Source organism: Enterococcus sp. UD-01 (assembly GCF_044909655.1).
Classification (GTDB): domain Bacteria; phylum Bacillota; class Bacilli; order Lactobacillales; family Enterococcaceae; genus Enterococcus_L.
In genome coordinates, this window is sequence record NZ_JBIYEU010000001.1 from 451707 (window position 1) to 478061 (window position 26355).

Genomic DNA, 26355 nt, shown 5'->3' on the forward strand with positions numbered 1-26355 from the left:
TTAAATCCGACTTTTTATTATAGCAAATATTTTTCATGAAATATAGTCTAAAGTGTTGAAAACTTTTGAAAACCTCATATTTTATTGCTTTTTTTAGAAAATAAATCTCTTTTTCCTTGTTTATTTCTTCGAATCACACATTTAGATATTTTTCCTGAATAGTGTCAAAGGCCTTCGGTGTAGCAGCCAAAAAGTATTCTCTACCGGAAAAACGTAAATTTTGTCCGTTAATCCCCGCATACTTAAAGCCAAACTCTTCAAGCAGCACTAAGCCGGGCGCATAATCCCACGGACTAAGATTGGATAAATAGCCGATATGATTTCCTTTTAGCATAGCAATTATTTCTAATCCTGCACATCCGCTAACACGCACGCCCATACTTTCATGACCGATTTCCCAAGCGGAATGAATATTTTTTCCGTACATATAGGCATTCATGCCCAACAGTCCTTCAGACAATGTCAAATTGGCAGGTGGCAGTAACGCTGCTTCATTCTTATAAACCCCCAGACCTTTACCGCCCCAAAAAAGCTCATCCTGCATGACATCATAAATAAACCCCAGCTGTCCAATGCCATTTTCATAAAAGCCGATCATGATGCAAAAGTTTTCACGCTCCAAAACAAAATTCAAGGTTCCGTCAATCGGGTCTATGATCCAAACTCTGCCCTGCAAAGAATCAAGCTCACTATAGCCTTCTTCCTCCGCTAGAATACGATCCTTAGGGTACCGCTCCTTAATTTTGCCAATCAGGAAAGCTTGCGTTTCTTGATCAATATTTGTTACTAAGTCTGTGCGTCCGGATTTTTGTGCGATGGACAGTTCAGCATCTATGCTAGCACGGATTTTTTCAGCTGCTGCATAGATCCATTCCTTGACTTCTTTTATCATTACTTGCTGTATCATTTTGTCTTCGCTCCTATTTTTAATCTGCCTGACTGCTGCTTTTTCGCCTGCTGAACGGTTCGATAAAGGGAATAGCCAGAAGCTTTTTCGAACTCATTGCCTAAACGTTTTTCTTCTCCGATACTTTTGACGACTTGTTTAAATGCTTGATAGTTTTTAAGAAACGTAGTCGTTTCAATCCCTTGTTCATTCGCTGCTTCTACTGCAGACCACAGATTCGTCACGATCACCATTTCCTTTGTGGTCCAATCTAAATCTAATGGATACTGATAGTCTTTCATTGTTCGCCCTCACTTACTTATCGTTCATTTTGCTTTGCGCTTTTGCCAATTCGTCCAAATGGGTAAAAACAATACACCTTTTTCCACTTCAGTTTTTTGAGAAGAATATATACCAGTGTTGCCGGAACACATGAAGCTGATTAAACAGATCATAAAAAAGAACAAGGCCGCTTCCCCGCCAAACAGCTCAATCCCCATAATAAAGCAAGCAATCGGAGTATTTGTTGCACCTGAAAAGACGCCGATAAAGCCTAAACCGGCCAAAAAAGGAATCGACAAATTCAATAATGGTGCTAAAGTACTGCCCAAGGTAGCCCCAATTTCAAACAACGGTGTTACTTCGCCACCTTGATAGCCTGCGCCTAAAGATAGTGCTGTGAAAAATAGCTTTCCTATAAAATCGTACCAATGATTGCTTCCAGCAAAAGCGTCTTTTAAAAGCGGCAAGCTTAACCCTAAATAGCGCTGCGTTTGTAAGATTAAAGCAACTGCCACAACAACTGCTCCGCCGATAAAGTTTCGCCAGACGACATTTCCCACATGTTTTGCATAAAACGTTTTAAGCCAAACAATCGAACGACTGAACAGCCAGCCGACTAAACCGAAAATAATTCCGGCAATAAAAAGCTTGATAAACAACGCACCGGTCCATGCCGGAATTGCCCCCATTAAATAATGGGTATGCTGAGCGCCTAAAGCTTCTGCAACAAAATTTGCAAAAAAAGCAGCAAAAAAGCTTGGGAAAATGGCATCTGATCGTAAACGGCCAATCACTAAGACTTCAAGTCCAAAGATCGTGCCCGCTAAAGGTGTGCCAAACACTGAACTAAACCCAGCGCTAATGCCGCTGATAATAACAATTTCTCGTTCCACATTATCTAACTTGAACAAGCGACCAACCGCGTTAGCTACTGCTCCGCCCATTTGTACAGCTGTTCCTTCTCGACCTACAGAACCACCGAATAAATGAGTCGTAATTGTTCCAAATAAAGTTAGAGGAATTAAGCGCAGCGGAATATTTTCAGCATTGCCATTCGCCTGCTCAATCACTAAATTATTTCCGCGAACTGCATTTCCGCCATACCGGCTGTATAAAAAAGCGAATAACGCTCCACTGACCGGTAGTAGCAATAACAGCCAGCTATTTTCAAGTCGAAGCTTTGTAACAAACGTCAAACTACTTAAAAAGAAGGCAGATAAGCTGCCCATCACTATGCCGACGAACGCGGTAATCACCAACCATTTCAACATATAAATACTAATTTTAACTGGTGCGTGTAAATTATCTTCCATTTTTAATCCATCGCCTCTTTCTGCCTGTACCAATTGAATACTCTCTCTACTTTTGAATCATCGTTTACAATTATAACAATTTTTCCAGAAAGAAACGAGAAGGAAATCATCTATATATAAACTTTTCATTTTTTTATTTTTTATCAGCAAAGTCTTAATGTCAACCTCTTGCAAAACCTAAAAAATGTGCTACTATGAATAGGAAAATTTTGAACCGTTCTACTAAAATATTTTTGTTCTGCGCACTAAAATTACACATCAATCAACGGAAGGATGTTTTCAGTGAAAGAACTCACTCACGGTAATCCCGCAAAACTGATTTTTTTCTTCACGATTCCTTTATTAATCGGTAATATCTTCCAGCAATTTTACAATATGGCTGATATGATTATTGTTGGACAAACCTTAGGAAAAGACGCCTTAGCTGCAGTAGGCTCTACCGGCAGCATTACTTTTTTAATTATCGGCTTCGCGCAAGGGTTGACCGCTGGACTATCAATTATTACCTCGCAATATTTCGGCGCCCAAAATTATCAAGGAGTGAAAAAAAGCTTCGCTACCAGCATTTTGATTAGTGCTGCTGTAACGATTTTCTTAACTGTTTTAAGCTTGGTTTTTGTTCATCCGATACTGGTTTTAATGCAGACGCCTCCTGAAATAATTAAAGATGCTCAAACCTTTATTTCTATTATATTTGTTGGTATTTTTGCCGCAATGGCTTTTAATTTACTTTCCAATATGATTCGGGCTTTAGGCGACAGTCGAACGCCGCTTTTCTTTTTAATCATTGCCAGTGTCATCAATGTTGTTTTGGATTTGATTTTAATTATTAACTTTCATATGGGGGTAGCAGGAGCTGGTATCGCTACTGTCACTGCACAGATCATTTCAAGTATCTTATGTGTCCTCTATATTCGCCGCAGAATACCCAATTTACAGTTACGCAAAAAAGATTTTGCTATCAATAAAGAAGAAATCCGCACGCATTTAAATATTGCTCTGCCGATGGCTTTCCAATCTTCCATCATTGCCATCGGTGCGATTGTTTTACAAGCTGCCTTAAATAGTTTAGGAACAGATGTGGTTGCCGCACAAGCTGCATCCAGCAAAATTGAACAATTTGCGACTCAGCCTATGATGTCCTTTGGTATCGCGATGGCGACGTTTACTGCCCAAAATTATGGCGCTAAAAATTACAAACGAATTATTCAAGGCGTGAATCAATGTTTAGTGATGAGTATTGGCTTTAGCTTTTTAGCCGGCGCCATCGTAATTTTCTTTGGAGATCACTTGGTGACTTTGTTTGTCAGTGCTAAGGAAACAAAGGTTTTAGCTCTTGCACAGACCTATTTTAATGTCAATGGCAGTATGTATTGGTTATTAGCAATATTGTTCATTGTCCGTTATACCCTGCAAGGTCTTGGTCAAAGCGTGATTCCTACTTTAGCCGGACTTATGGAGCTGGTCATGCGCTCCTTTGCAGCGATTATTCTAACGGCAGTCTTTGGCTTTATCGGAGCAGCACTTGCCTCACCACTAGCTTGGGCCGGATCTGTTGTAGTGTTGATTGCTTCTTATATCAAAGCGATGAACCGACTTAAATCCTTGGAACGGGCTAAAATGAACGAAGGCTTATAAATGTATTTTTTAACAAAAAAAACGGCTGCTCTGTTTAATTTACAGAGCAGCTGTTTTGGTTTAAATCGTTTGTTTTTTTCCGATCAATTGGCGCCATTTTGCTTTTACGGCATTGCCCATTGGCTCTGACGCTTCTTTGACTGCGCAATATTTGTCTACCATTGTTACAATATAGCTTTCTTTGTATTTCGGCGGTGCAATGGTTGCGCCCCACATATGCTTAATAATGATATCTCGTTCTAAGTCAGAAAGCTCTGTCAGCTTTTCTGCATTTTTAACGGCAATTCTAGGATGCATGTAGGCATGAGAGCCTTCATCGAATTTTGTTGTGCGCCAGTCATAATAAAATAGATCATGCAATAAGCCGGCACGAGCAGTCGCTCTGGCATCGCCATTCCATTTTTTGGCTAGCTTGTAGCTATTGTATGAAACACTGATTGAATGCTCTAAACGAGTTGAATGAACATGCTGAGTATAGTTGCTTAAACGCTGTACTTCTTCAGTTGCCAGTAAATCTTCTACATAAGACATATATTCCTGATCTTCACGCCATTTTTCCGTCATTAATTCTGGTTCCACCTTTTTATGTAAGCAATAATTAAATGATTGCTTTGCATTTTGATAAAATTCTTTGAATGACATCTGTTTCCAAAGAATTTTTCGACTTGTATGCAGTATAGCACCTTGTTTTTGGAAATACTAGGAATTTCAACTTCCGTAAACAAACTTTAATATTTCCTTTATAAACGTATTTTCTAGTATATTAAATGACTATCTTTACAAGATGCTTATTAAAAAAATCCTTTACCCAGTCAAAAAAACTAGCTAAAGGATTTTTTTTTAATTACATTTCGTTAGGTGCATGTAAGCCCAATAGACGTAAATCCTCTTTAAGAATCGTAGCCATGGCAAAGACTAAAGCCAGACGCGCTTCTTTTTGTTCATCTTCAGCTAAGATTTTAACATGAGCATAGTATTTATTAAATGCTTGTGCCAGTTGAATAGCATGTTTGGCGATAACAGAAGGCTCATATCTTTCAGCCGCCTGCAGGACCACCTCTGGGAATTTTTGTAATAACTTCACTACTTCCCAGCTGTCTTTATCGTTTAATTGATATGCTTTGTTTTCATCAATCGTGAAATCTGCTTTTCTTAGAATACTCATTGACCGAGCATGCGTGTACTGCACGTAAGGTCCCGTTTCTCCTTCAAAACGAACGACTTCATCCAAAACAAAGTCAAAGTTATTCAAACGATCATTTTTCAAATCATGGAAAATAACCGCACCGATTCCCACTTGCTTCGCAACTTCTTCACGGTTTGGCAAATCAGGATTTTTCTCCATAATTTGTTTGTTGGCAAGCTCGACGGCTTCATTTAATACTTTTTCCAATAAAACAATTTTTCCTTTTCGGGTGGATAGCTTTTTACCGCCTTGGGTAATCAAACCAAATGGTATATGATGCATATCGTCTGCCCAATCAAATCCTAGTTCTTTTAAGACCGCTTTAAGCTGTTTAAAGTGGTTGGATTGTTCATTACCGACGGCATAAAGAGATTGTGCAAAATCATACGTCCGTTTACGATAAATGGCAGCAGCCAAATCACGCGTAATATAAAGAGTCGCTCCGTCAGATTTTTTTATTAAGGCCGGATTTAGATCATAGGCAGACAAATCAACGATTTCCGCTCCGTCATTTTGTGTCAGTAGATGCTTTTCTTCCAGCATCGTTACGACTTCTGCCATTTTATCATTATAGAAAGCTTCGCCATTATAAGAATCAAAGGAAATTTCCAGCATCGCATAAATTTTATCGAATTCTTTTAGCGACTCTGTCCGGAACCACTGCCATAGTTCTGTGGCTTCCTGATTGCCTTCTTCCAGCTTTTTAAACCACGCGCGTGCTTCTTCTTCTAATTCAGGTTCAGTTTCAGCTTTTTCATGGAAATCAACATATAGACGCAACAGTTCAGCAATTGGTTCATTTTTGACTGCTTCTTCTGAGCCCCATTTTTTGTAAGCGACGATCAATTTACCAAATTGAGTCCCCCAGTCGCCTAAGTGATTAATGCGAATTGGTTGATAACCAATTTTTTCTAAAATATAGGCAAGTGAGTTCCCAATAACGGTAGAACGTAAATGTCCCATTGAAATTGGCTTCGCTATGTTTGGTGAAGACATATCGATCGGCACATTTCCCTGCCCACCGATATTACTGTCACCATAATGGCCTTTATCCTTAGCAATTTGCCCAATGACAGCTTCTGTAATCATAGCTTTGTTCATAAAGAAATTCAAGTAAGGCCCAACGACTTCGATTTTTTCAAAATCCTTACCGTCAATTTTTTCAGCTAAATCGGCAGCGATCTGCTGGGGCGCTTTGCGGTAAATTTTTGCCAGAGAAAAGGCTGGAAAAGCAACGTCACCATGCTCCGCAGATTTGGGATTTTCCAATAGCTGCGCGACTTGCTCCAAGGTTAAATCATCCTGTACTGCCTGAAAAATCGCTTTTGCGACTATTTCTTTGTTATTCATCATCGTTCCTCCTATTAATTTTAACGTTTTACTTACCATGTATTCATTTAGTGGATAAATACAAAAAAATCCCTGATGCTTACGCATCAGAGACGAGATTTTCCCGCGGTACCACTCTTTTTGTTCGTCAATTTGCAACGAACCTACTTTAATCTATAACGGTAGATGCCGTCTGCCTAAGCAGATTCTCAAAAGTGCGGTTCCTTCATCCAGTTATTTTCGGCTTGCACCTTCCCGAAATCGCTGTGGTAACGCAAATGAAGTACTCTCTTTTTCATCGAATCATTATTAAACTTGTTTTATTATAGCAAATTTTTTTTACTGTGCCTAGTCCTATTTTGCTTAGTTCATCGGTACAAAGCTTAAGCCCGGTTCTGCATTTAAAGATAAATCAGCCACATGTCCCTTTTGCGCTTCTACAAAAGCAGCACCGCCAATCATAGCGGCATTATCGCCGCATAAATGAAGAGGAGGAACAATGAAAGTTACCTCTGGAAGCTCCTGAGCCATTTGTTCACTTAAGCTTGCCCGCAAGCCTTTGTTTGCGGCCACACCACCAGCCAGCACTAGCTGCTTTACTGGAAATTCTTTACATGCACGTAGCGTTTTTGCTGTTAGAACCTCTACAACACTCGCTTGGAAGCTAGCAGCTAGATCTTCTGTTGATAGCTCTTCATCTCGTTGCTGGGCATTGTGAACCGTGTTGATGAAGGCACTTTTTAAGCCGCTAAAACTAAAATCATAATTCTCTTCTTTCAGCATGGCCCGAGGAAAGTGATAGGTATCTTTTCCTAAATGAGCCAATTCATCAATCTCTTTACCACTAGGATAGCTTAAGCCTAAGACACGACCTACTTTATCATAAGCTTCGCCAGCAGCATCGTCTCTTGTTTCGCCTACGATTTCATAGGAGCCGGCTTCTTTCATATAAACTAATTCGGTATGTCCTCCACTAACCAATAATGCCATCAAAGGAAACTGTAAAGACTCAACAAAATTAGCGGCATAAATATGGCCCGCCATATGATTTACAGGTATCAAAGGTAAATCATGCGCCCAAGCAAAGGCTTTCGCTGCTGAAATCCCGATCAATAAAGCTCCGACTAAGCCTGGACCATAAGTTACAGCTACACCGCTCAACTCTTGCGGTATTACTTCAGCTTCAGTTAACGCCTCATCAATACATAATGTAATTTCTTCTACGTGATGGCGACTGGCTACTTCTGGCACCACACCGCCAAAGCGTCGATGACTTTTCACCTGTGAGGCAACAATATTCGCTAAAATATGCTTGCCGTCTTCTATAACAGCGACACTGGTTTCATCACAGCTACTTTCAATAGCTAATAATAAATTTCTTTCTTTAGTAAACAAAGTCATTTTTTCACGTCCTTCAATTTCAAACACATTACGACCCCATCCTCTTGCGGATGACTATAATAATTTTTACGACAATTAATAAATTCAAAGCCGTTTTTTTCATATAATTTTTTTGCGGAAAGATTGGATGCCCGAACTTCTAGAAACGCCTGCGTAAATCCCTGTTGTATCCAATGCGCTACCGCCTGTTTCAGCAACTGTTGCCCTACGCCCTGACCTTGATGTTCCTTCGCTACGACAACATGGTTTATTTCTATTTCATCAAAAATTTCATGATAGGCAATAAAACCAAGCCACTGCTTTTCTTGAACTAGAACAAAATACTCACTAAGCCGCTGCTCAATATCCGCTGCAAACTGTCTAGCTGACCAAAGACTGCCATGATCATACGACTCTTCACATATTTCCCAAAGCCTTTGTGCTGTTTCCGGTGAAAAATCGCGCTTACTTAGGTACATCATTTTTCACTTCTTTTAATGGCAAAATCATTTCAAGAGCATCTTCATTATTCTCAGTGTAATATTCGGGTTTAATAGTACTTGACTGAAAGCCTAGCTGCCGATACACGCGCTGCGCATTTTTATTGCTGATTCTAACTTCTAAGGATAGACAGTCACATTGGTGTGCTTGGGCGAATGCTTTCATTTCTCTGATCAAAAAACTTCCGATGCCTTTGCCTTGATAAGCCTTTGCCACAGCTACATTTGTGATATGCGCTTCTTTGTCAAAAATCCGACAGCCAATGAAGCCCACTGTTTTTTGCTCTTTTTGGATCAGCAAATACAAATGCGGATCAGCAACCTGTAGCTCTACTAAAAAAGCGGTTTTAGTCCACGGCAGTTCTCCATTGTATACTTCTCGTTCAATTCCTAGTAAATCTTTAATATCACTATTGGCAACAGAGCGAACGAAGTAATCCTCATTTGAAATGGTCACGTTCTTCTCATTGTATTTTTTACTTTTATTAAATAGCTTTGTGAGATGCTGTAAAAGCTTAAATTTTTTCGACATAATTTTCTACCTCAGGCTGATTTTCCTTTAGCCAATTTTCTTCCGCTTCCACCCGTTTCAAATAGTTTGGCAGAAAATGATGCGGTTCAGCAATAACCTCTGCCTTACTTCCCAGTTCAGCTAGTACAGCTCCATGAGGTATTTGCCAGTGGGCGATGCGATTAATTTCTGCGGTTGGTAAAGTATGATGAATTTGTTCTTGAAATTTTTCAACATCCGTTCCTACAAAGAAAACATTTTCGTAGTCTGCCAGCTGATTTAACCAATCTGTTAAGGCGATATGCTGCTCTGCAATGATGGTTTGCAGCTGGCCAGCTTCCATTTTATAAGCACCGGTATAAACATTATTTCTGCGAGCATCAAACAAAGGCACGATGATGCTATTTATCGTGATACAATTCGCTGCCACTGTTTTTAAACTTGAAACACCAACAAGCTCTTTATTCAAGGTATAGGCTAATGTTTTCGCCGTGGTTACACCAATTCTCAAACCGGTATAAGAGCCTGGTCCTTGGGCGACGACAATCCGATCTAATTCTTTAGGTGTTAAGCCTACCTCTTGCATTAGGCGTTCAATCGCCGGCATTAAGGTTAGACTGTGGTTTCTTTTTACCGTTATTGTATATTCTCCCAACAAGCGTTGCTCCTCGTTCACAGCAATTGTCAAAGTTTGGTTGGAAGTATCTATTGCTAAAATACGCACACGAATCCCTTTCCTTCTATAATATAGTCGTTTTATTGTAGCATATTTTTACAGCCGCGTAAAAAGCAAAATAAAAAATACAGAGGTGAAGCTGGCGTTACAGCTGACCTCTGTATTTTTTATTATTTGTAATTCGCTTCTAGATAGTCAATCAGCGGTTTGCTGATATTTGTCGCTGTATCATTTTTTCTTGAATCTTCAACCATGATCATCGCTGAAAATTTATTATTGCTGCGATCCATAGCCAACAAGAAACTATTTTCCTTGCCTACGGTATCTTGTTTGTCCTTGATTTCAGCTGTTCCAGTTTTAGCAGCTAAAGAAAAATCAGGATTATACATATTGTGAACATAGCCATCTTGATCTTCCACGCTACCTAAAAGATCCGTAACAATTGTATTGGCAGAGTCAGCTTTGACGACATTATCCTTTGTTTTTGTTTCCTTATTCAACTCGATTTTCGGATAAACCAGCTTGCCGCTATTTTGGAACACACTATACATCGCCGCTTGTTGGATCGGCGTAATCAACAGCTGACCTTGACCATACCCTGTGTCTGCCAAGAGAATTTCCGAATTGAACTTATCTTCGTTTGAAATTTGTGCCGGATTCATCGCAATCGGCAAATCAAGTTTTTCACCAAAAATAAAGTTTGATAGCCCTTTTCTAAAGGTATCTTCACCCATTCGCAAGGTCTGCTGTGCAAAATAGATGTTATCAGAATTGACTAAAGCAGTTCTAAGATTTACGGGACTTGCTTCTTTTACTCGTGTAACGAAGTAGTCGCCCCAAGAAGCATCTTTTTGCCACTTCAAACCATTAATCGCTATTTCTTCATCCGGCTTCAACGTACCGTTATCTAAACCGATGGCTCCCGTAATCGTTTTAAAGGTTGAACCTGGCGCATACCCGGTAGCAAAACGGGCTGTAAACGGTAAGTTTTTATCATTCGCATAAGCATCATAATCTTTTTGAGAAATACCATTAGCCATTTTATTTGGATCGTAAGACGGTGAGCTGGCTGTGGCTAATAAATCACCATCTTGCGGATTCATAACAACAGCACTACCCGGACGATTTGCAAATATAGTAAAAGCTTGCGACTGCACATTTTTGTCAATCGTTAGTTGAATTTTCTGTCCGTCCTTTTTAGAAACTTCCTGCAAGGTGTTTTTAGTCACTCCATCTTTATCCGTAATGACCAGACTACCGCCATCCTGTCCGCGCAACTCCTTGTCATAGGCCTGTTCTAAACCAGTTTTTCCGATAACACCATTGCTGGTTAGTTCGGGATTTTTTTCAATATCTTCCGCAGTAATGTTCCCAACATAGCCAATCAATTGCGCAGCTGCTTCTTTTAACGGATAATAACGAACCACCGCATCTTGAGCTGCCGCTCCTTGTGGCAAGTCAGTCACTGCATCAAAGGATATGGTAATTGGAACAAAAGAATCATCCTGTACCCAGTTTTGTTTTAGCTTTGCTTCAATATCTTCAACAGAAACGTTGAATTGATCGCTAAAGGCTTTGATATTGTCCGTTCTTGTTTGACCTTCACCCAGTTTTCCCGGTACAATGCCGACTTGATCAAAGGTTTGGTTGACAGCTAAGCCCTCACCGTTGCGGTCAACGATTTCACCGCGGACAGCTTCATCGACCTTGAGAGCTACTTTATCTTGTCCAGACATTCCAGGGAAAATCAACGCAGGAGCCCAGTCAATTTTGTACGTATTGTCTATTTTTTTCATGGTTGTTTTATAGATCAAATTTTTCAATTGACCCAAAGGCGTACTCATCGTTAATTTGTAAGTAAGACGATACTGATTTTTCTCTGTCTTTTTTATAGTAACCGCACTACTCTTAATATTTGTAGCTTCAATACCGCTGTAGATAGCCTGATATTTTTCAATTACTTGCTTTTGCTCGTATTCATTTTTTTTAAGGGAATCAGCAGTTAACAAATCAGGCAGCTGGTCAAATTTTTGTTTTTCAATAGCGCTTAAAAAAGTATCCGCTGCTTTTTCCGCCTGCTTTACTTCCTTAGCTGTTTGCCACTGACCATACGCATAATATCCGCCCACTGCACCAATGACTAAAACAATAGCTATGACTGCTATAATAAGTGTCTTATTCGATTTTTTATTGGTTTTTTTATCACTTCTTTGCATGCTTCTTTCCTCCAACCCCAAAATTAGTATGTTCTTATTATACCCTAGATTTTTTTGAAATAGATGAAAATAAGAATAAATTAAAGAAAATACTAATGAGTGATAAAAAACAAAAAAAGAGCTCATCGCCCTTTATCAAATCGTTCGTTACTTACTTTTGTAATAGGGAGGCTATTACGCCTGTTCCTTTACGTGGGTAAATTTAGCCAAAATAAAAAAGGCTTATCAGCCTTTGTACGTCAATTTTTTAATCAGACACATGGCGGCACTTACTTAGTGCTGCTTCCTTCCGGATCTGACACGCTTCATAAGCCCACCATTGTCCTAGCCTTTCGGCAAGATTCAGTATACCTTATTTTAATGTGCTTGACTAGTCTTTCTTTTGATTTTTTAAAATTTTCTTTTTATCTCTTAGCTTCTTAAAAAAATCAGTCAGTAGTCTGCCGCATTCTTCTGCTAAAATTCCAGCCTCCACATAAGCCACATGGTTAAAACGCTCGTCCTCCAACAGGTTCATCAGCGTACCACAAGTGCCGCCTTTAGGATCATATGCCCCAAAATAGACCTCGTCTACGCGTGACAGGAGCATTGCTCCGCTGCACATTGGGCAAGGCTCCAGCGTTACAAAAAGCTGTGTCTGTTCCAAACGCCAGTTTTCAGCCTTTGCACAAGCCTGCTGAATCGCAAAAATTTCTGCATGAGCGGTAGCATCTTGACTGTGCTCACGGAGATTATGTCCTCTGCCGATAATTTCACCGTTGCGAACGACGACCGCACCAATCGGTACTTCTGCTAGTCCCTCCGCTTTTTTTGCTTCTTTAATTGCTTCACGCATAAAATATTCTTTTGCTTCAGTTGTTAGAGAGCTTTTTGTTTCTCTCAATGGATTTCCGCCTTTCATTTTTACCTTTTTATGTCACTCATGGTACAATAAAACAGTGAGGTGTGTCTATGACAATCGAAGAATTATTAAAAATATATCCCAACGGCAAAATCGTCAAAAACCCTACTGCTGTCTCAGATAACGAACTTTCATTTATAGTGGACGATGTTTTTTTTGTTCTCAGTAAAAATGAAGTAACGGATAAAGAAAGACAATTACTACAGCAGCTATTTCCACAAGCAGAGCGAGCTATTCTCCCGCAAAAGCATCCTTGGTATAGCTACCTTTTTGAAAATCAGCCCTTTAAAACTGCCGAAGGCTCTGTACGAGTTATTCAATTTGAGCTAAAAAAACCTAAGGCCTTTTTACAAGCTGAATGGCAAAACAGCATTAAAGAAATCTTTCCACAGCTGGCTGATTTCTTTTTTATAGATGATACGCGAGGACTCATAATTGAAGCCGCCGGAGCAGCTCACTATACGTTGGAAGAACTGCAAAGTATTTTTTTGACTTTAGATGCTGATTTTGCGACTTCTACGCTTGCGTTTATAGGCAACTTTTTCCCTATATCGCCTAATTTACCAGCATTGTTTCAAGAAGAGCAGCAACTGTTTATGGAAAATAAAGCCCAGGCACGAGGAAAATCCGCTTTTTCGTTGACGGATATTGCACTGCATTTTTTCACGAAAAAAGCAATGAAGCAAAGTCGAATCGTCCAAAACTTTCGCAATCAGTTCATTCAGTCAACCGAATTTCAAGCGATCATTTTAGCCTTATGGAAAAATCAAGGAAACATTAGTTCTGCGGCAAAAGAGCTTTATATGCACCGCAACACGCTCCATTATCGGATTGACAAAATTTATCAGCAAACGGGTTTGTCGCTTAAAAAAATGGATGATCTTGTTTTCTGCTATTTATTGATCCAGCAATAAAACAGCCGGAAATATGTTGTGAAAACAATTTCCGACTGTTTTTATTTTTTTACATTAATTCTTCGATAAAGTTCATTAGGCGATCCTTCATTGATTCGCCGTTATTTTTCAATGATTCACCGTAAGAAGAAAGTTTTTTTCGGCCGTCTTTGACTTTACTCAAAACATTCATTACAGTATCCAGTTCATCATCTGATAAATCATCTACGATTGTCAATAATTTCTCATTGCCACTGAATTTATCATTCACGAATTTTTTGACCTTGTGGCGATTCGTCATATGATAGACCTTTTTCACAATTTTTTCTGAAGCCATCACAGTAGCAGTCACTCCCGCCACAGCTGCGATGCTTAAACCAAGACTAATTTTTGTTGAAGTTTTCATTCTGATCAGCTCCTTCTCTTTTCATCATAACACACTCTAAAAAAATGAGGTAACAAAAGAGCACTACCGTTAATTCCGCCGATTATTACCGCCAAATAAAATCAGTAAACGCAGCAATTGTAAAAAGGTGGATAAAGCTGCCGCAACATAGGTCAGCGCAGCAGCGAATAGAACTTTCCGCGCCATCGGTACTTCTTCTTGAGTCAATAAGTTGCCTTCAGCTAGAATTTTTAACGCACGTCTAGATGCATTAAATTCCACAGGTAAAGTAACCAGTTGGAACAACAATGCTAATGAAAAAGCAAATATACCGATATTAATCAAGGTTTGGTTCCAGCTAAGCAATACGCCAACTAAGATAATCGGAAATGAAATCGCAGAACCAAGGTTTGCAGCCGGCACAATTGCTGCACGTAATTTTAAAGGACTATAGCCAGTATGGTCCTGAACCGCATGACCGCATTCATGTGCTGCAACGCCAATCGCCGCAACAGATGTAGACTGAGCCGTAGACTGAGATAAACTTAACAGCTTGGTTCTTGAATTATAATTATCAGTCAGATCGCCTGAGATTCCTTGAACAGACACATCATTAATCCGTTCTTTCTTTAAGATAAATTCAGCGGCTTTTGTCCCTGTCACATTGTTCCTACTTTGAATTTGATCGTATTTTTTAAAGGTTGAATTTACATAAGCTGAGGCAGCCATCGAAATGACCAAACCAATAATTACTAAAAAATATGTTGGATCAAAAAAACCATAAAATGGCATCATTTTTTCTTCCCCCTTTTCTTTTTCCATTGTATCATGAGTACAATTAAAATGTGTAATAATAGCTTGATTAAAGTGTGAACTTTTGGAGAAAAATCTAACAAAACTGTCACATAATTTTAAGACTTTTCAATGGTTTAATTTCTGAAAAAAAGGCATACTAGACTTAAGAGGTGAAGAACTTGAAAAAAATCTTAGCGTTTTTATTACCATTCATCCTATTGTCAGCTGGAGCTTGGTTTGGTTATAATTATTACTTTGGTGGAAAAGATTACTATACCCGCATTACAACAACTGGAAAAGTCAATACAGGAAACTTTTCAAATGGTGAAAAATATACGGAATATGATTATAAACAAACAGCCTATGATAAAAAAGGAGAAAAAACCGTACAAGAAATGAGAGAAATCAGAGATAAGCCGCTTAGAATTAACGCTTATCTAAAACTCAAAGTCAACGCTAGAAAAGGGGTACTCAGCTGGGAAGAAGTCTCGGAAAAGGACGTCCCTAAAAAAGCTCTTGAAAAACTTGAAGATTAAAAAAGTCATTCTCTGCATAAAAACGTAGAGAATGACTTTTTTTCGTTATTTATTATAGCTGATTACTAATTTTTTCGATGTTTTTTAGCATAATTGACACTGTGCCATCGGGATTGTTTACAAATTCAATTAAATCGCCATTGCGGTATACTTCAAGTGGAACAATTAATTCAATTCCATTGCTCATCTTCAGCTTTTGCTTGCCGAATTTCTTTTCGGAAATTTCACGTGCTTCTCTAACCGGGGGCGTTTTGTCGACGAATTTCGACTCATTGACTTCCTCTTGATAAGCCATTCGTGCAGAAATATTTTCTTTAAAAACAAGCTCGGCCACCTGTTCATTATCAATAGTACCAGTTTCTTCAATACTTTCATAAACGGCTTCCTTTACTGACGCAATCAGCTCGAATTCATCCTCGTTGAATTTTTTGCCGATCCGCTTCACCGCTTTTTTTATTTCCTTCATGTTTTCTTCTATAGAAGGAGCTGGTTGAGACTCAATCACTTTTTCTGAAAAATACCAGATTTTTTCACCAGAAAACTCATATCTTTTTTCCAACAATTCATAGGCTAAAGTATCTAGATTAACCGTCAACCCCTCATCCGGCTTTTGCGATTTTGAAGGCAAAATCGCCCGATTAATAATTAATTTGTTATAAACTGCTTCATCTTCATAATCCACATAATGCGTGTAACTTTCTTTATAATTTAATTTAATCATCGCCAAATGCATGACCGTATCCAATTCATATAAAACAAACAGCACATCCGCACTCGGTGCATCCTCACTGCCAGAATAAACATCGTACCAATGTTGCGCAAGCTGCTGACTTTTTTCTACAAAGCTGTTAGGTATGCCGTTCAATTTTTCTACAAAGGTACTTTCTGAGGCTAAAATACCTGTTTTTGTTTGAGCGGTCGAAAGCTTAGTAATCTTGCTTGTTAGATAGACCCGAATATATTCTGTGGTCAGATCCAGTTCTTTTTCAGAAAAAACTGGCGTGCCGGTTTCACGGTCAATAATGTGTAAAATTGCGCTTTTTAAATAAATATCCATCTCTCAATCTCCCTTTTCTTAAACCTTATTTAGTCTAACTGAAAGATGAAAAAAAGCCAACCGTTTTCTTAAAAAAAGTTGTGTTTTTAGCAGCTGACAAGCTAAAAAAGAGGATTTCAGCCTTTCAACTAAAATCCTCTGCCATTTTTAAATTGACGTTTCTTCTACATATAACTCGCCAGTCGCTTCATCCACTGGATCAAGCTTATTGAAAATCCCTTTTGTTCTGAAAATGTACGTAAGAATTAACGGCACGATTACTGCAATAAGCATCGCTCCTAAAAACGGCACATAATATTCAGGAACGATCGATAAAATCCCGGGTAAACCACCAACCCCGATACTCACTGCTTTCACACTGAAAAGTGTCGCAAATAAACCCGCTCCTGCCGAACCAATCATTCCTGCGATAAATGGATAAACGTATTTCAAATTAATTCCGAACATCGCTGGCTCGGTTACACCTAAATAACAAGAAATCATCGCCGGAATTGATACCTGCTCTTCTTCCTTATTGCCGCGATGCATAAAGACTACCGCTAAGACGGCTGAACCTTGCGCAATATTGGATAAAGCAATCATCGGCCAAAGATTCGTTGCTTGGAAGTCTGCGATCAGCTGTAGGTCAATCGCATTCGTCATATGATGCAGTCCGGTAATAACCAGTGGTGCATACAAGAACCCAAAGACCGCTCCAAACAACCAATTTAGTGAAGACGTTAACCCAGCATTTACAATATCAGATATCCAGCTACCGATTGTCCAGCCCACAGGACCCAACACAACGTGAGCAGCTAAAACAGTTGGAACTAGTGCGAACAATGGGACAAAAATCATTGATACGGCTTGTGGAATAATTTTTCTGAAAAAGATTTCCAAATAAGCTAGTAAGAAACCTGCCAGCATCGCCGGAATGACCTGGGCCTGATAACCAATCATATTGACGTGAGCAAACCCAAAATCCCAGAAGTTAATATCAGCAGCCGCTGTACTGGCTACATCATAAGCATTTAATAATTGCGGTGAAACTAACGTAATTCCTAAAACAATTCCGAGAATCTGGGTAGTCCCCATCTTTTTTGTAATACTCCAAGTGATGCCAACAGGTAAAAATTGGAAAATCGCTTCGCCGATCAGCCACAAGAATGAATTAACGCCACTCCAAAATTGTGAAACCTCAACAATCTTCTGCCCGTCTAAAAAGCCAAATGGAATCCCTTCCAATACATTACGAAAACCTAGAATCAACCCACCAATAACTAAAGCTGGAATCAACGGTGTAAAGATTTCAGCTAAAACAGAAATCGCCCGCTGTACTGGATTTAGATTTTGTTTGGCAGCAGCTTTCCCTTGCTCCTTGGAAACGCCTTCAACTCCTGAAATAGCAGAAAAATCATTATAAAACTGTGCGACTTCGTTACCGATAATCACTTGAAACTGACCAGCGTTTGTAAAGGTTCCTTTAACGGCTGGAATCTTTTCAATCGCTGCTGTATCTGCTTTGGCTGGATCATTTAAGACAAAACGCATCCGCGTGGAACAGTGTGATACTGCAGCAATATTGTCTTTGCCTCCTACTTTTTCTAACAGTGATTGTGCATCTTCGTGAAACTTGCCCATTTTTGCTCCTCCTTTTAAACTTGTACATACAAGTTAAGTGTATCTGTATAATACTTTATTATTTAAATTTTTACAAGCGTTTTCTTTTGAAATTTAATTTTTTTATTTAGAAGTGTAGAAATCATTTGTAAAACACCCCTTTTTCGGATTAACTGGTAATTTTTTAAGATCATGATACACTTGAAGTAATTTATTGAGTAGCAAATAGCTTTGAAACTTTTTATGGAGGAATTATGAAAAGAAATCGACTTAAAAATTTACGCGGCCGCTTATCCAGCGTGCAAGTTTTAGCTTTGGGCTTTGGTTTGTTGATTTTTAGCGGCGGAGCTCTTTTAACCCTTCCTATTTTTTCCCGCGAGCAGACCTTTACTCCTTTTATTGACGCATTATTTACTGCTACATCGGCAGTCTGCGTCACTGGCTTAACAACGGTGAATACCGCGCTGCACTGGAATGAGTATGGACAATTGCTGATTATGCTTTTAATTGAAATCGGCGGACTTGGCTTTATGACAATGCCGGTCATGCTTTATTTCATCTTACGGAAAAAAATCACATTGCGTACGCGCATAGTACTGCGCGAAGCGCTTAATTTGGAGGAAATGTCCGGAACCTTTCGTTTGATGATGTATGTAGTAAAACTAGCAGGTGTCATTCAATTTATTGGCGCACTTCTGCTCTCTTTCGCCTTTGTTCCTGAATTTGGTTGGAAAAAAGGAATTTTTTACAGTATTTTTCACTCCATTTCCAGCTTTTGTAATGCTGGCTTTGACTTACTGGGAGACAGTTTAACACCTTATCAAACAAAGCCTTATGTAATGATTGTAATTGCTGTTTTAATTATTTCAGGTGGATTGGGTTTTATTGTTTGGCAGGATGTACTCCGGTTCAAAAAACGACAAAAATTTTCACTGCATACTAAAATCGCACTTATTACAACAGCCAGCTTACTCATAGGCGGTTTTTTGCTTTTTAGTATCACTGAACAATTGGCAAGTAACTTGACCAGTGGAACGGATCTTTTTGATCGGGTGATCAATACCTTTTTTATGGCAGTTACACCTAGAACGGCGGGTTATTATTCGATTGATTATGGACAAATGACCAATGCCGGATTGATAGTAACCATCTTTTTAATGTATGTTGGTGGAACATCCGGTTCAACTGCAGGCGGGTTAAAAACAACGACTATTGGTGTTTTGGTGATTCAGATTGTGTCTATTTTAAAGGGGCGAACACGCGCTGAATTTCAAGGACGAACGATTCGCAGTACCACTGTTTTCCGAGCATTAACTTTATTTTTTATGACGCTCACTCTTTGCGTATTGTCGATCATGCTCCTAACAATTACTGAAAATATACCTGAGTCGGCGGGGATTGAATATGTGGCTTTTGAAGTTTTCTCGGCGTTTGGAACAGTTGGCTTGACTATGGGCTTAACGCCAGAACTTACAGTTACAGGAAAAATAGTCATTATGCTGTTAATGTATATCGGACGCGTAGGTATTTATACAGTTGGCTTTTCACTTATGGCAAAAAATCAAAAACAACAAGCCAACTATAAATATCCCGATGAAAGTGTAATGATCGGCTAAAACCTTTAAATGGATCAACGAAGAAACACGTTGTTCCATTTTTTTACACAAAAAAATCCCACCTTCTATTGAAGATGGGAAAAGGAGTTTTACTCAAAAGAGTAAAATGAAAAAATAAAAAGGGTTGTTGTTGGTATGTTTGTATAATACTATATTCACAAAAAAATAGCAACTAATAATCATCGAAAAATATCTTTTATAACTGAAAACAGTTAAAAAGAAAGTAAAATAACAAATACAAATGAAATTTCTATTAAAACAATTATCATTTTAATAAAAAGGGGCATTTTTCTGTTCTTTTTTGGTTATATCACTTTTATACTAGCTAAATACGGTTTATTACGATTTTAACAGACCACTACCTTATTTATTCTTACTAAATAGCTTACTGCTAAGAAGCATGTAAAATAAAATTATAAATAATAAAAAATCCCACCTTCTATTGAAGGCGGGAAAAGGAGTTTTACTCAAAAGAGTAAAATGAAAAAATAAAAAGGGTTGTTGTTGGTATGCTTATATAATACAAGGGAATATTTATTTTTGCAAATAATATACTCACAAAATCGAATGAAAGATTATCTTTTCATTTTTTTACTAATTTGAATTAGAAAAAGTATTCAATCTTTTTTATTAATAAGTTCCTCCATTACAGTAGGTAATGACAAAACACCATCCCGATCAATAAAATGCTTCCCTTCAGGCAATAAGATAAACTTACAATGAAGATGACGTGCTAGCGTTTCTGAATAATGATAAGGAATAATATCATCATCTATGGCTGAAATGACAACTGCTTGTTTGATTTTCGGCAATAATTCTGCATAATGCAGTGGTTTTTCCGTAAAAGAAGCCAACTCCGGCAGCCAAGCTGTCGTTTCATCGAACCCTGAAACAAGAATCAAGCGAACTTCTTTCAGCTCGTGCTGATCAACAAATCGTAAAGCCTCGATACAGCCTAAACTGTGTCCGATAATAGTAATTCCGTCCGAATGAGCAATCTTGCTATGGCAGTATGCATCCCACGCTTGAGGCACCGGCGCCTCCGGATTTGGCATTTTTAATATCGCAATTTCCTGTTTTAGTTGTTTCTTCACTTCCGCTTTGAGCCAGGGAAACCAATTAGCCTCTGGATTAGCCGTATAGCCGTGAATCAGAAAAATTTTTTCTTTCATTATTTCCCTCCATTTTCAGCTTTTTTAAGTATAACGCTTTACTAACAAGTGTAACAGAATTTTTCTGTTTAGCGACATTAAGTGTTTACAGGGCAGAACCTTTTGCCGGAAGGTTGAGCTTCGACATAGGAACACCTTCCAACTTAAGCAATTGCTGTTTCTTCAGCACTCCACCAGCATACCCTGTGAGACTACCGTTTGATCCGACAACCCGATGACAAGGAATGATAATTGAAATTGGATTATGTCCTATTGCTCCACCGACAGCCTGTGCTGACATCGAGGACTTGTCCATTCGTTCAGCGCTTCTTTGAGCAACTTCTTTATAGGTCATCACCTGTCCGTAAGGAATCTCACATAATACCTGCCATACAACTTGACGAAAAGCATTACCGCTTGGATTTAAGGATAATTTGTCAATCGCCGGACGTTGACCGGAAAAATAATCCGTCAGCCACTCTTTTGTTTCGGAAAAAATTGATAGTTGGTTATTTTCCTGAGTTGCTTCTGTCAATGTAGCCCCAAAATACTTTTGACCAGCTAGCCATAATCCCACTAGATGTTGGTCATCTGCCGCCAGCATAACCTCGCCGATTGGTGTAGTGTGGGTTGTATGATATAACATTCTGTACATACCTCCTTCTTGAGCCTCACTCTTACTCCTATTTTAACCGTTTTCCTCTTCTTTTTTCAATTTTTATTGAGGAAATACTTCCAATTATCATAAATTTTCCTACGTATCGTCTCGCTCTTACAATAAAGAACTATAAGTAAAAAAATAGCAGCCGAGCCTTTCAAAGGTGAATCACCAATTGAAAAGCTCGGCTGTGATAGCCTTTATTTCAATAATTTACCCGTCATTTCTTCGTAATCTCGCACCATCATTTTCCAAGCTTTTTCGATATTCTCATCTAAGCCAAAAAGTCCGCTGCGACCTACAATATAAACATCCGGCCCTGCTGCATCAATTCGTTTGAAGGATTTTCGGTTGGAGGAGCCGTCCATCTCAATCACATACTGGTAGCCCTTTGCTTCACGCAGCTCTCTTAATGCTACGATTTTATCCAAGGTACTTTCAATAAAACGCTGACCCGCGAAGCCTGGATCAATCGTCATAACCGTGATTTTATCCACTAATTCTATATAAGGGAAAATAGCTTCAATCGGCGTTTCCGGATTCAAGACAATCCCTGCTTTTAAATTCGCATCATGAATCTGATCAATTAATCGAAAAGCTAATCCGTCCAGCACTTCGGCATGCATACAGATCCATTCACATTTTAAATCAATCAGCTGTTGTACCCACATGCTGGGATTCGTCACCATTAAATGTGCCGACATAGGCAAGTCCGTAATTTTACGCAATTCTTCGATAAACCACGGCGACAAGGTAATATTGGGAACATAATGGCCATCCATAATATCGATATGATAAGAGTCTACCTGCTGATTTAAAAAGGTAATTTGTTCTTTAAATTTATCCAAGTCCATTGTCATTAATGAAGGGGAAAATTCTACCTTATTCATTTGAGTCCTCGCTTCTTCCTTTGATTTTTTAATTAGTAGATTTGAATATCATCTAGTGCGATATCTTCTTCTTCTTTTTCAAGTTCAACATTCATTGCTTCTTCACTGACATTTTTCTTAATAATCGCTAGTGTAATTCCTGTTACCAGAATGTTGACCACTAACGCAGCAACACCAGCCAACGGCTTAGACATCGTCGGCAGCATTAAGACACCGCCAAACGGAACCGTTGCATCAGCACCTAGGATCATTGACACAGCGCCACCGGCAGCTCCGCCCAGTGCAGTAGCGATTAGACCCCGAACAATATCATTCATAACAATCGGAATAACGCCTTCTACAATATTAATGACACCCATCGGTACTGCTGATTTTAAGGTTTCAACCTCCAACGTAGTATAAATATTTTTTCTGAACAGTTTCGCGATGAAAAAGGCCAACCCAAAACCAATCGGCGTTGCCGTATTAACCAGCTGTAATGCCGTAATTGGACCATTTAAACCTTCCGCCTGCATGGTTAAGGCAAAGGCAAACACCGTTTTATTAATCGGTCCACCATAATCAACACCGCTCAGTAAACCGACCACAGCCCCAAAAACTAATAAAGAAGAAGAGCCTAAGCTATTTAAGGCATTGGTTAATAAAGACGTTAACGCTGTGATTGGCGCACCGATAATATAAACCATGATAAGACCGCCAATAATAGCTGTCAGAAACGGAATAATTAATGTTGGCATTAGACCCTTGGCCCAGCTCGGTACCTTCACATATTTTAAAATAGCCAGCACTAGATAACCAGCCAAATAACCACCTAAAATCCCGCCAATAAAACCAGCACCAATGGCATTAGCAGTTAAACCAATAATAAAGCCCGGCGCAATCCCCGGTTTACCGGCAATCGAAAAGGAGATACCGGTTGAAATCACAACGGGTAATAGCCCCAGACCGGCACCACCCATCGTTGCCAAGGCATCCCAAAAAGAGAACTCACCTTGAACTAAAGCCGCTTGACTTGTTCCCCCAAAGCCCATGCCAATCGCAATTAGAAATCCTGCGCCACAGACAATCGGAATCAAATAGGAGATCGCTGTTAACAGATGCCCCTTTAAATTCAATTCTTTAATTTTCTTCATTTTTACATCCTCCTCCGTTTCTTTTCTCACTAGTTTTCATGCATTGTTCTTTCCTTTAGGCAAAGGCTGCGACAACTTCTTCCGGCGTAGTTGCTTGTAATAAGCGATCGACGACTTCATCATTGCCAAGCTTTTTAGCAAACATTGCCAGCAGCTTTAAATGACTTGTTGCCCCTTCATTGTCATTACCTACGGCAAATAGAATAATTCCTTTCACACCGTTGCCGTCCAAGGTTTCCCAAGGAATTTCTGTTTGGTTAATCCCGATAGCAACCCCGATTTTTTTCACATAGGTACTTTTTCCATGGGGAATGGCGATATAATTGCCGATGCCGGTCTGTCCTTGAGCTTCACGAACATAGATATCTTTGACGAAGCCCTCCACATCAGTAATGTAGCCATTAACCAAGAGTCCGCCGGCCAATTCTCTTAAAGCTTCATCCTTGGTTTTTGCCTGCATTTTGGTTTTAACAGTTTTTAAATCGACAATCTCTTTTACTTCCATTCTTTTTCACCTCTATTGGGACTATTTTGGCTGTGCGATAACTTCTCTGGCTTTTTCGATTAGCTTTGTCGGGGATTTTACAGCGACTTCTGTCGGAACCTGAATGATGCGCTTCCCTTCAAACCGGTCACGGCCTGATATTTTCACATCAATGGCTAATATAACGATATCGGCTTGATCGATTTCAGCTTGCGTTAATTCATTTTCAATACCAATGGTTCCTTGTGTTTCTACTTTGATTTCATCACCAGCTTTTTTGGCTGCATTTTCTAATTTTTCTTGGGCAATATAGGTATGGGCGATTCCTACGGTACATGCTGCTACTCCGACAATTTTCATTATGATTCCTCCTGTTGTTTCAGTTTTTGGTAAAAAGTGGGCACTTCATTTTCATTCATCAAGTCTTGCAGATATGCTTCATCTGCAAAGCTTCTTGCTAATTGCGCAATTTCTCTTTTGAGCTGTGACTGTTCAGCGGTTTTTAATAAAATTACGATCGCCATTTTGACTGGAGCGGCGCTTCTCCATAAGAAAGGCTGCTTTAGTGTGATGAAATACACTTGGCTCTTTGTCAGCAGCTCACTTTCCAAATGCGGCAAAATCACCTGCTCTGCTATAAAAAGACTACCACCGGTTTCTCGTTCAAGTAGGCTGTCTACCAGATCGTCAGGAGCTATTGCCGGCGTTTTTGCTGCAATAAAATACAACAGCTCATCGGCGTTTTTCAAATCACAATTTAAGTAAACCTTTATATGCTTATCGTTCATGATAGATCGCCTCGATTTTCTTTTGCAGTCTGTTTTGATCGTCAGCGTTAAACATTGCACTAACCAACAAATAGGGAATTGAGACTGTTTCAGGTAACTGGACGGTTGATAAAATTAAATCAATCCCCGCGTATTTTTCCATCAAATTTTTAGCATTGCGAGAAGCCAATACATCAATGATTTCCAGCTCAGGAAATTTTTTCTCTACTTTAACTTTTAGTAATTCAGAAGTTCCAATTCCTGTTGTACACATGATAATCGTTCTAATCGGCAACTGGTTTGTCTCGATAATGCGAGCAAAATAAAGGGTGATAAAGCCGTTCTCATCATCGTTAACCACAGGCAAATCAAAGGTGATGCTTATGAAGTCCGACACCTCTTTCACTTGAGAAAAAATATCTTCATACGTCATCATTATTTGACTCAGCAGGCTGTTTTTCACTTGAATGCCATGTCGCAAACGATTCAGCATCGGTTTAATATGATTGGCTAGATCAAGAAATATCGCTTCACCTTTCATGGGTACATTCAGCTTTACAGCCATTTCATCTAGATATCGTTGCGTGATCTGAGTAACGATGGCTGAAAAGGTCGTCACCTTGCTAAAGCTGCCCTGCATTCGTGAAGAAACAAGATATTGATACAAATAGTATATTTCGCTTTCCGGCAGCTTCTTCATCAAATAGTGCTCAATTTTGCGAATCGTTGCTGATGCTACTTTGTATAACAGCTGCTCCTTTTCGTCTCCTTTTACTTCCTCAAATCCACTTATGCTTCTTTCAGACAAGACAGCTGTTCCAACTATCTTTGAGCGGCTGATTAGAATATATAAATGAGAAAAAATATTGATATTGTATGGATAGGGAAGCGTGATATCCAACTGCTTTTCCATAAAGCGCAACTGCTCTAAGATAAAACATACATCATAATGATTAAGGTTCAGCTCTTCATTTGTTTTAATCTCGTCAATATCAATAACGTTGGATAGCTGAATGAGATCAGCGATTGCTTTACGTATAGCAGCTTCGTCTCCTTGAATAGCAACTGTCCGCTGTTTACGTACTAATCTTAAATTATAGCTTCGCAGCTGCTCACTGATCGCCTGTTCATCTGTGAAAATCACGCTCTCTCCTACGAAATATGCTTCGTATAAGTCATACACTTTCTTAGCTTTTGGTGAAGAAAGCAGTAATTCTTCCATTATTCGATTTCTACGTTCTCGCGGCGAAAGATGGCTTGCTTTACTTTGCTTTAGCATGTTTTGTCCAATAAATTTTTCTTTATCTAGTTTATACCCCCTGCCTTTTTCAGATAATATGAGCCTACCGTTTGGAAAATTAGCATTGATTTTCTTAATCAAACGGTAGATAGTCTTTTGAGAAGTATGCAATGTCTCAGCCAGATCTTCTGAGGTCAGATACTCCTGATTTTTTGAGAGAAGCAGCAATAGCTTTTGTTCACGATCCTTTTTTGAACTCACGGCTATCCCTCCTTTGTTAGATTTATCATAACTGGTTTCCGAGAAAGCGCTTCACTCGAAAATGTCCGTTGC

General features: G+C 39.1%; 27 protein-coding genes, 1 other RNA gene and 1 other annotated feature. Of the genes, 4 read left to right on the forward strand and 24 right to left on the reverse strand.

Annotation, left to right across the window (positions count from 1 at the left end; genetic code table 11):
• Positions 1–133: 133 nt before the first annotated feature.
• Genes ABH902_RS02215 through ABH902_RS02225 form a run of 3 tightly spaced genes read right to left on the reverse strand, consistent with a single transcriptional unit; the run spans position 134 to position 2481 of the window.
• Positions 134–907, reverse strand: coding sequence for an inositol monophosphatase family protein (locus tag ABH902_RS02215; protein WP_404588890.1), 774 nt, complete (start codon positions 905–907; stop codon positions 134–136).
• Complete coding sequence (locus ABH902_RS02220; RefSeq protein WP_404588891.1) at positions 904–1188, reverse strand: UPF0223 family protein; 285 nt, start codon at positions 1186–1188, stop codon at positions 904–906. Before ABH902_RS02220 ends, ABH902_RS02215 begins: the two co-directional genes overlap by 4 nt.
• 24 nt (positions 1189–1212) lie before the next feature.
• Positions 1213–2481: a voltage-gated chloride channel family protein gene (locus ABH902_RS02225; RefSeq protein WP_404588933.1), complete on the reverse strand. Its 1269-nt coding sequence runs from the start codon at positions 2479–2481 to the stop codon at positions 1213–1215.
• 282 nt (positions 2482–2763) lie between these two features.
• Between ABH902_RS02225 and ABH902_RS02230 the strand changes: the two genes are divergently transcribed.
• A complete protein-coding gene (locus tag ABH902_RS02230) occupies positions 2764–4119 on the forward strand; it encodes an MATE family efflux transporter (RefSeq protein ID WP_404588892.1) in 1356 nt (451 codons plus the stop codon).
• A 60-nt stretch (positions 4120–4179) separates the two neighbouring features.
• Here the strand turns inward: ABH902_RS02230 and ABH902_RS02235 are convergent, their stop codons facing one another.
• From ABH902_RS02235 to tadA, 9 genes are all read right to left on the reverse strand, one after another.
• A complete protein-coding gene (locus ABH902_RS02235) occupies positions 4180–4683 on the reverse strand; it encodes an HD domain-containing protein (protein WP_404588893.1) in 504 nt (167 codons plus the stop codon).
• 280 nt (positions 4684–4963) lie between these two features.
• Positions 4964–6655 carry an arginine--tRNA ligase gene (argS, locus tag ABH902_RS02240; RefSeq protein ID WP_404588894.1) on the reverse strand — a complete coding sequence of 564 codons (1692 nt, stop codon included), beginning with the start codon at positions 6653–6655 and terminating at the stop codon, positions 4964–4966.
• An 85-nt stretch (positions 6656–6740) separates the two neighbouring features.
• Positions 6741–6942 (reverse strand) — a binding site (T-box leader).
• Between the two features lie 55 nt (positions 6943–6997).
• Positions 6998–8035 carry a tRNA (adenosine(37)-N6)-threonylcarbamoyltransferase complex transferase subunit TsaD gene (gene tsaD / locus ABH902_RS02245; protein WP_404588934.1) on the reverse strand — a complete coding sequence of 346 codons (1038 nt, stop codon included), beginning with the start codon at positions 8033–8035 and terminating at the stop codon, positions 6998–7000.
• Positions 8032–8496, reverse strand: a complete 465-nt coding sequence (gene rimI, locus ABH902_RS02250) for a ribosomal protein S18-alanine N-acetyltransferase (protein WP_404588895.1) — start codon at positions 8494–8496, stop codon at positions 8032–8034. Before rimI (ABH902_RS02250) ends, tsaD begins: the two co-directional genes overlap by 4 nt.
• Complete coding sequence (rimI, locus tag ABH902_RS02255) at positions 8480–9046, reverse strand: ribosomal protein S18-alanine N-acetyltransferase (RefSeq protein WP_404588896.1); 567 nt, start codon at positions 9044–9046, stop codon at positions 8480–8482. Before rimI (ABH902_RS02255) ends, rimI (ABH902_RS02250) begins: the two co-directional genes overlap by 17 nt.
• Positions 9030–9749 carry a tRNA (adenosine(37)-N6)-threonylcarbamoyltransferase complex dimerization subunit type 1 TsaB gene (gene tsaB, locus ABH902_RS02260; protein ID WP_404588897.1) on the reverse strand — a complete coding sequence of 240 codons (720 nt, stop codon included), beginning with the start codon at positions 9747–9749 and terminating at the stop codon, positions 9030–9032. Before tsaB ends, rimI (ABH902_RS02255) begins: the two co-directional genes overlap by 17 nt.
• A 122-nt stretch (positions 9750–9871) precedes the next feature.
• Positions 9872–11917 (reverse strand): penicillin-binding transpeptidase domain-containing protein, encoded by a 2046-nt coding sequence (locus tag ABH902_RS02265; protein ID WP_404588898.1) that lies wholly within the window; start codon positions 11915–11917, stop codon positions 9872–9874.
• A 245-nt stretch (positions 11918–12162) separates the two neighbouring features.
• An RNA gene (ffs, locus tag ABH902_RS02270) (signal recognition particle sRNA small type) lies at positions 12163–12247 on the reverse strand.
• A gap of 40 nt (positions 12248–12287) precedes the next feature.
• Positions 12288–12800 (reverse strand): tRNA adenosine(34) deaminase TadA, encoded by a 513-nt coding sequence (gene tadA / locus ABH902_RS02275; protein ID WP_404588899.1) that lies wholly within the window; start codon positions 12798–12800, stop codon positions 12288–12290.
• A 68-nt stretch (positions 12801–12868) separates the two neighbouring features.
• Here tadA and ABH902_RS02280 point away from each other — a divergent pair, with 68 nt between their 5' ends.
• The gene (locus tag ABH902_RS02280) at positions 12869–13732 is read left to right on the forward strand and encodes a helix-turn-helix domain-containing protein (protein ID WP_404588900.1); all 864 of its coding nucleotides are present in this window, start codon (positions 12869–12871) and stop codon (positions 13730–13732) included.
• Between the two features lie 49 nt (positions 13733–13781).
• On the opposite strand, the gene ABH902_RS02285 is transcribed toward ABH902_RS02280, so the two are convergent.
• A complete protein-coding gene (locus tag ABH902_RS02285; RefSeq protein ID WP_404588901.1) occupies positions 13782–14117 on the reverse strand; it encodes a hypothetical protein in 336 nt (111 codons plus the stop codon).
• Between the two features lie 69 nt (positions 14118–14186).
• Positions 14187–14891, reverse strand: a complete 705-nt coding sequence (locus tag ABH902_RS02290) for a zinc metallopeptidase (protein ID WP_404588902.1) — start codon at positions 14889–14891, stop codon at positions 14187–14189.
• A 179-nt stretch (positions 14892–15070) separates the two neighbouring features.
• On the opposite strand from ABH902_RS02290, the gene ABH902_RS02295 reads away from it, so the two are divergent.
• Complete coding sequence (locus ABH902_RS02295) at positions 15071–15427, forward strand: YxeA family protein (RefSeq protein WP_404588903.1); 357 nt, start codon at positions 15071–15073, stop codon at positions 15425–15427.
• 52 nt (positions 15428–15479) lie between these two features.
• On the opposite strand, the gene ABH902_RS02300 is transcribed toward ABH902_RS02295, so the two are convergent.
• Both ABH902_RS02300 and treP read right to left on the reverse strand, forming a co-directional pair.
• Positions 15480–16484, reverse strand: coding sequence for a nucleoid-associated protein (locus ABH902_RS02300; RefSeq protein ID WP_404588904.1), 1005 nt, complete (start codon positions 16482–16484; stop codon positions 15480–15482).
• 147 nt (positions 16485–16631) lie between these two features.
• Positions 16632–18104: a PTS system trehalose-specific EIIBC component gene (gene treP, locus ABH902_RS02305; protein WP_404588905.1), complete on the reverse strand. Its 1473-nt coding sequence runs from the start codon at positions 18102–18104 to the stop codon at positions 16632–16634.
• Between the two features lie 233 nt (positions 18105–18337).
• Between treP and ABH902_RS02310 the strand changes: the two genes are divergently transcribed.
• On the forward strand, positions 18338–19699 hold the full coding sequence (locus ABH902_RS02310) for a TrkH family potassium uptake protein (protein WP_404588906.1): 1362 nt from the start codon (positions 18338–18340) through the stop codon (positions 19697–19699).
• 617 nt (positions 19700–20316) lie between these two features.
• Here the strand turns inward: ABH902_RS02310 and ABH902_RS02315 are convergent.
• The 8 genes from ABH902_RS02315 to ABH902_RS02350 form a co-directional block, all read right to left on the reverse strand.
• Positions 20317–20871, reverse strand: coding sequence for an RBBP9/YdeN family alpha/beta hydrolase (locus ABH902_RS02315; RefSeq protein ID WP_404588907.1), 555 nt, complete (start codon positions 20869–20871; stop codon positions 20317–20319).
• Between the two features lie 85 nt (positions 20872–20956).
• Positions 20957–21496, reverse strand: a complete 540-nt coding sequence (locus ABH902_RS02320; RefSeq protein WP_404588908.1) for a methylated-DNA--[protein]-cysteine S-methyltransferase — start codon at positions 21494–21496, stop codon at positions 20957–20959.
• 212 nt (positions 21497–21708) lie between these two features.
• Positions 21709–22398 carry a D-allulose 6-phosphate 3-epimerase gene (gene alsE, locus ABH902_RS02325; protein WP_404588909.1) on the reverse strand — a complete coding sequence of 230 codons (690 nt, stop codon included), beginning with the start codon at positions 22396–22398 and terminating at the stop codon, positions 21709–21711.
• 32 nt (positions 22399–22430) lie between these two features.
• On the reverse strand, positions 22431–23531 hold the full coding sequence (locus ABH902_RS02330) for a PTS fructose transporter subunit IIC (RefSeq protein WP_404588910.1): 1101 nt from the start codon (positions 23529–23531) through the stop codon (positions 22431–22433).
• A 55-nt stretch (positions 23532–23586) separates the two neighbouring features.
• A complete protein-coding gene (locus tag ABH902_RS02335; RefSeq protein ID WP_404588911.1) occupies positions 23587–24036 on the reverse strand; it encodes a PTS sugar transporter subunit IIA in 450 nt (149 codons plus the stop codon).
• 21 nt (positions 24037–24057) lie between these two features.
• Entirely contained in the window at positions 24058–24375 is a 318-nt protein-coding gene (locus ABH902_RS02340; protein WP_404588912.1) for a PTS fructose transporter subunit IIB, read from the reverse strand.
• The gene (locus tag ABH902_RS02345; RefSeq protein WP_404588913.1) at positions 24375–24803 is read right to left on the reverse strand and encodes a PTS sugar transporter subunit IIA; all 429 of its coding nucleotides are present in this window, start codon (positions 24801–24803) and stop codon (positions 24375–24377) included. The genes ABH902_RS02340 and ABH902_RS02345 overlap by 1 nt, the downstream gene beginning before the upstream one ends.
• The gene (locus tag ABH902_RS02350; RefSeq protein ID WP_404588914.1) at positions 24793–26283 is read right to left on the reverse strand and encodes a BglG family transcription antiterminator; all 1491 of its coding nucleotides are present in this window, start codon (positions 26281–26283) and stop codon (positions 24793–24795) included. The genes ABH902_RS02345 and ABH902_RS02350 overlap by 11 nt, the downstream gene beginning before the upstream one ends.
• Positions 26284–26355 lie beyond the last annotated feature (72 nt).